Origin of the sequence: uncultured Veillonella sp. (assembly GCF_915069625.1) — a bacterium.
Taxonomy (GTDB): Bacteria; Bacillota; Negativicutes; order Veillonellales; family Veillonellaceae; genus Veillonella.
Window position 1 is genome coordinate 1 of record NZ_CAJZFD010000141.1, and the last position, 5539, is coordinate 5539.

Annotated in this window: 3 protein-coding genes and 1 tRNA gene; all 4 read right to left on the reverse strand. The window is 40.9% G+C overall.

Annotation, left to right across the window (positions count from 1 at the left end):
- Window positions 1-161: 161 nt before the first annotated feature.
- A tRNA-Ser gene (locus tag QZ548_RS07580) sits at window positions 162-250 on the reverse strand.
- A gap of 161 nt (window positions 251-411) precedes the next feature.
- Window positions 412-1365, reverse strand: coding sequence for a magnesium transporter CorA family protein (locus QZ548_RS07585; RefSeq protein WP_105089862.1), 954 nt, complete (start codon window positions 1363-1365; stop codon window positions 412-414).
- Between the two features lie 303 nt (window positions 1366-1668).
- Window positions 1669-3801 carry a heavy metal translocating P-type ATPase gene (locus QZ548_RS07590; protein WP_295869456.1) on the reverse strand — a complete coding sequence of 711 codons (2133 nt, stop codon included), beginning with the start codon at window positions 3799-3801 and terminating at the stop codon, window positions 1669-1671.
- A 275-nt stretch (window positions 3802-4076) separates the two neighbouring features.
- Window positions 4077-5539: glycine betaine ABC transporter substrate-binding protein (locus QZ548_RS07595; protein WP_295869458.1), on the reverse strand; the 1463-nt coding region annotated here is incomplete at its 5' end.

A 5539-nucleotide genomic window follows, 5' to 3' on the forward strand; every position in this document is an offset into this window, starting at 1 on the left:
TTCAATCTACCAAAAAAGGTTTCCATCACAGAGTTATCATAACAATTTCCTTTTCAATTGCTTTACTTTTAAATTCATAACTATATCTCATTAAAATACCCCCTTTACTGGTTATCCAGTAAAGGGGGTAGATATCATAACCTAAAGGGCTTTCTAAATTGTGGCGGAGAGGGTGGGATTCGAACCCACGGCCCCTTGCGGAGTCACTGGTTTTCAAGACCAGCTCCTTAAACCACTCGGACACCTCTCCATAACGGTATTATTATATCAGATTGGCCCAATAATAAGCAATAACGTAATATCGTACAAGAAAAAAAGCTGGCTCAAAGCCAGCTTTTTCATGTGTATTTGTTATTAAAGTAATGTTTCAACTACTTACTATTGAATTGAGTATTCAGCTAATAATCAACATTAGAACAAGTCTTTTTTCCACATCCCAATAATAGCAATAATAGAGCAAAGTAGTGCAATGCCTACAACCTCATAGAATCCATTCGGATCCTCTTGGAATGGCAATGGCACGTTTGTTCCCCACAAGCTAAATACGATTGTTGGCACCGCCATAGCAATAGTAAGGGTCGCCAACATTTTCATAACCAAGTTAAGGTTATTGGAAATAATGGATGTGAAGGCGTTCATCATGTTCATCAAGATATTGGAGTACATTTCAACCATTTCGATGGCCTGTTTATTCTCGATGATAACGTCCTCTAGTAAGTCCTCATCCTCTTCGTACATCTTGAGAAGATGTTTATAGGAACTATGACCACGCAAGCGCAATAGACGTTCCATAACGGTACCATTCGTGCGCAATGCAGATGTAAAGTATGTCATGGATTTCTGTAATTCCAACAATTGGAAGAAGTCTTTATTCTTTGTAGTATGACGCAATTGAATTTCAATATCGTCGGTACGGCGGTTGATTTGTTGCAAGTAGCGCAAGAACATAGTTGCTGTGCGATACAAGATTTGGAACAAGAAACGCGTCTTTTTGTATGTATAGAACGTAGAAATCTGATTAGAAATGAACGGATACAATACTTCAGATTCTTCTAAGCAGATAGTAATGAAGAAGTCTGGCGTCAAGAAAATACCAAGCGGCACTGTATCATACATATCATTACCGCGGATAACCGGAATATTGATAACGATAAAGATGTAGTTATCCTCTAACTCCACGTGAGAACGTTCTTCCATATCGAGAGCGGTCTTTAAAACGTCCGTTGGGATTTCCGTCAAAATATTGATAAGGGATAACTCATCGGGGTCTGGGTTCACCAAATTTACCCAAGAACCTTTTGTGGCATCTGATACAGTGCTATCGGAAACTAACTCTTCTTCTATATGTTTATACACCGTAATCATGCTATCCCTCCTTCCAACGAACTTATAGTAATCATCTAATAAATTATATACTATTTTATAGCTATTATTCAATTCAATTGTGAAAGTTTTGTGTATCTAGAACATACATATACAGTTTTATGTCTATTTATGATGTACAAATGTATATAGTAAAAGTATCGTAAATGTTTAATCCACGCAATAAAATAACCTCTAAGTTAGTCAGTTACTAACCTAGAGGTTATTTATATCCGCCCTAATCATTCAGATCAGGAGAATGTAATTTATTTCGTTCCTCTACAGAGCTATAAACTCTGCTTTCACCTAATTACGGCGCAAGATACGAACAGAGTTCAAGATACAAAGGATGGATACGCCAGTATCACCAAATACTGCCCACCACATGGATGCATAGCCCATGAGGCCAAGCGCCATGATAAGGATTTTAACAGCAATAGCGAACACTACGTTTTGCCATGCTACGCGCAACGTCGCTTTGGACAAGTCAAGGATATGTGCAATAGCAGTCAAGGACGGACGCATGAATACAACGTCTGCCGCTTCGATAGCCGCATCAGCACCGCTACCCATCGCACCACCAACATCAGCACCAGCAAGTACCGGAGCATCGTTGATACCGTCGCCTACGAACATAGTTGGACCATATTCAGAGCGAATATCTTGTACTACGGACAATTTATCTTGTGGCAACAATTGAGCGCGAACAGCACTTACACCAGTTTCTTTAGCGATGTAATTTGCACTTGCTTCAGCATCACCTGTAAGCATAACAGTTTTAATATCTTGACCATTAAGATTAGCAATCGCTTCAGCAGAGTCTGGGCGAGCTTCATCGGCGATGATGATACGACCTAAGTATGTATTACCTTCTGCGACAAGAACTTCTGTGCCATATTCAGCAACCTCTGTTGGATAGCCTTGCACATTATAGCGTTCCATAAGGCGGCGGTTACCAATAAGTACTTGTTGACCATCAGTCATACCCACCATACCTTCACCAGCTAACTCTTGAACGAAATCAGAAGGTTCCACTGTAAGGCCTTGATCTTTTGCTTCAGACACGATGCTTGTTGCGATTGGATGTGTAGAAACGGCTTCGATAGCTGCCGCCATGGATAACAATTGACTGGAACTTACATGAGAGCCTACAGTTTCTACGCTGTGAACTTTGAACTCACCAGATGTGATAGTACCAGTTTTATCAAGAGCTACTGCTTTCACATTAGCCAACGCCTCGATAACGCGACCACCTTTTAATAAGATACCGTGTTTAGACGCATTGCCGATACCGGAGAAGAATGCAAGTGGCACGCTAAGCACCAATGCACATGGGCAAGAAATAACGAGGAATGTTAAGGCTGTGTAGATCCATTTATGCCATTCACCAGTAATAAGGGACGGGATGATAGCAACAGCCAATGCAAGAGCTACAACGATTGGTGTATATACGCGAGCAAAACGCGTAATGAAACGGTCGATTTTAGGTTTAGAAGATGCTGCATTTTCCACGGCATCAAGAATTTTAGTAACCATGGATTCTTCAAGAACCTTATCTACACGCATTGTAATGCGACCAGATTCGTTGATACAACCAGACATAAGTTGAGTGCCAGGTACGGCGCGAACAGGTACAGGTTCACCTGTTACAGGTGCTGTATTAACGCGTGTTTCACCTTCAAGCACTGTGCCGTCTAGAGGAATTAAATCGCCAGGACGAACTTCGATAGTCCAGCCTACTTCAACCTTTTCAGGAGCCATAACTACGATTTCACCACCGCAGTCTGTATCTACAACCCGCACCTCTTGAGGACGCATATCGACAGCGTTCATGATTTCTGTACGACTACGATCAGTTGCTTTTTCTTCGAAGAACTCACCAATACGGTAGAACAAGATAACACCTACGGCCTCAGGTAATGCATCGATAGCAATAGCACCCAATGTAGCGATAGACATCAAGAAGTTTTCATCAAATACTTCACCTTTTAGGATATTACGACCTGCGATGCGCAATACTGGGAACGCAAGAAGAATATACGCAACATAGTAAATTGGAGTCTCAATACTCTCTGGCAAGCCGATGGATGGGACAAAGGATGACAAGACTTCATAAAGCATGAATAGCAAGCCTGCTACGATGACTGCAATTGTTACAGCATCACTACCGTGGTCGTGATCATGACCATGGTCATCCATAGTCGCTTTAGATTTACGTTCATAATCAGCTACTGTAACACCCTCTTCGATGGCATCACAAATGTCTTGAATGTCACGTTTAAGAGCTTCGCGGTCTTCCCAAGAGCCGGTTAATTTTAATTGATGTGTAGCAAGTGTAAAATTGGCAGTCTCTACCACATCCATTTTACGGATACGATCTTCAATTTTTGCTGCGCAGTTCGCACAGTTCAAATCCTTCAACAACAATGTTTCTTCCATGATATCTCCTTTGATAATAGTGAAAGCTTCTATCCTGTATTGTAAGTTAATAGGTAATATTTTTCTAATACTTATTAGACATATCTTGTTTCATATCTTGTTATATATGTTCCTAAACATTTTTCATCAGATATTCTTATTTATATGAATGTCTGTTCATATGTTTATTTTATATCGAGTGAGAGTAAAAGTCAATACAAAATTACATTCACCTTATATCAAATTTAATACCTTTATTTCAGATTTTATTCGCTTTATATCTAACGACCTTCACCTTATATCAATTTATGTTCTACCAGGAATTTATGTGCTACATCAGCTGGTAACTGATGCTCTGTTTCAACGGCGTAATTCATCTTTGCCATCTCTTGATCTGTAATTGTATGATTCAAACTTTCTAATACAGTCCGCAATTCAGGATGTGCGATTAATATTTCACTACGCACCACATTGCCAGCCATGTAGGATGGATATAGATGCTTATCATCTTGTAACACCGTAATCGGCGCCACACTGAGCTGACCATCTGTAGTAAATATAGGCATTACATCTACATCACCACGACTAATAGCCGCATACTTAAGACCGATATCCATATCTTTAGTCGCTTTAAATCTCATGTTATATACGCGTTGTAACCCTGCATAGCCATCTTCACGACCAAAGAAATCATATTCACCGCCTAATGTTAAAGATGGTGCTATGCGAGCAAGATCAGAATAGCTTTTTAGCCCATAGGTCTGCGCCAGTTCATTACGCACCCCGATGCCATAGGTATTATTAAATCCGTACATACCGACCCATTCGAAATTGTATTCCTCTTTGTATGCTTGTGAAAGCTCATTAAATAGACTTTCATCATAAGCATCAGTGCGTTTCAATACAGCAGACCATGCGGTCCCCGTATATTCAGGATATATATCAAACTGACCTGTACGCATAGCCGGCTGAATATTGGACGTACCACCACCTACTCCTTCTGTAACCTCTACAGTGAGATTGGTCTTATGCTCGATTAATTCTTTTAACACATTACCTAAAATGAGCTGCTCTGTCATAGGCTTTGTCGCAATATGGATAACATCAGCTTTCACATGACGACAATAGAGAGACCAACCACCAACAGCCATTGCAATTAAGGTCATGGTAGAAAGGAATATAATCGTATACCGTTTCATGTTAGGACTAATGCGCGTCACCCTTTCACCAAGAGAGAAGAGCGCATCCACGACAATCGCTAAGAGTGCAATCAACAAGCTGCCTGCAATAGTCAGTGCACTTTGATTCGTAGTGATTCCTCGATAAATCGCTACGCCTAGACCACCTGCGCCAATAAAGGACGCTATCCCTGTCAAGGCAATAGTCATAACGAGCATAGTCCGTATACCTGCCATAATCGTGGGCATCGCCAAAGGAATCTCTATATTCCACAACCGTTGAAGCCTCGTAAGGCCTAATGCTATGCCCGCTTCGCGCATATCCGATTTAATCTGATTGAGACCGGTAAAAGTATTGCGCACCATCGGCAGTAGTGCATAGATGACTAGTGCGATAACAGCCGTCGTATTGCCAACCCCCGACACATATAATAGGAGACCTAGCATCGATATGGAAGGGATGGTATACAGAAAATTAACGGCCAACATAACTGGCCCTGATAACCGCTTGTACTCATGTATAAGAACACCCAATAATCCCCCTATAATAATAGCGATAATCGACGCCGATAAGGAAATCT

What these genes read in the sequence shown, in the direction of transcription:
- QZ548_RS07585 (WP_105089862.1), bottom strand. Translation starts at nt 1,365, where the DNA reads ATGATTACGGTGTATAAACATATAGAAGAAGAGTTAGTTTCCGATAGC.
- QZ548_RS07590 (WP_295869456.1), bottom strand. Translation starts at nt 3,801, where the DNA reads ATGGAAGAAACATTGTTGTTGAAGGATTTGAACTGTGCGAACTGCGCA.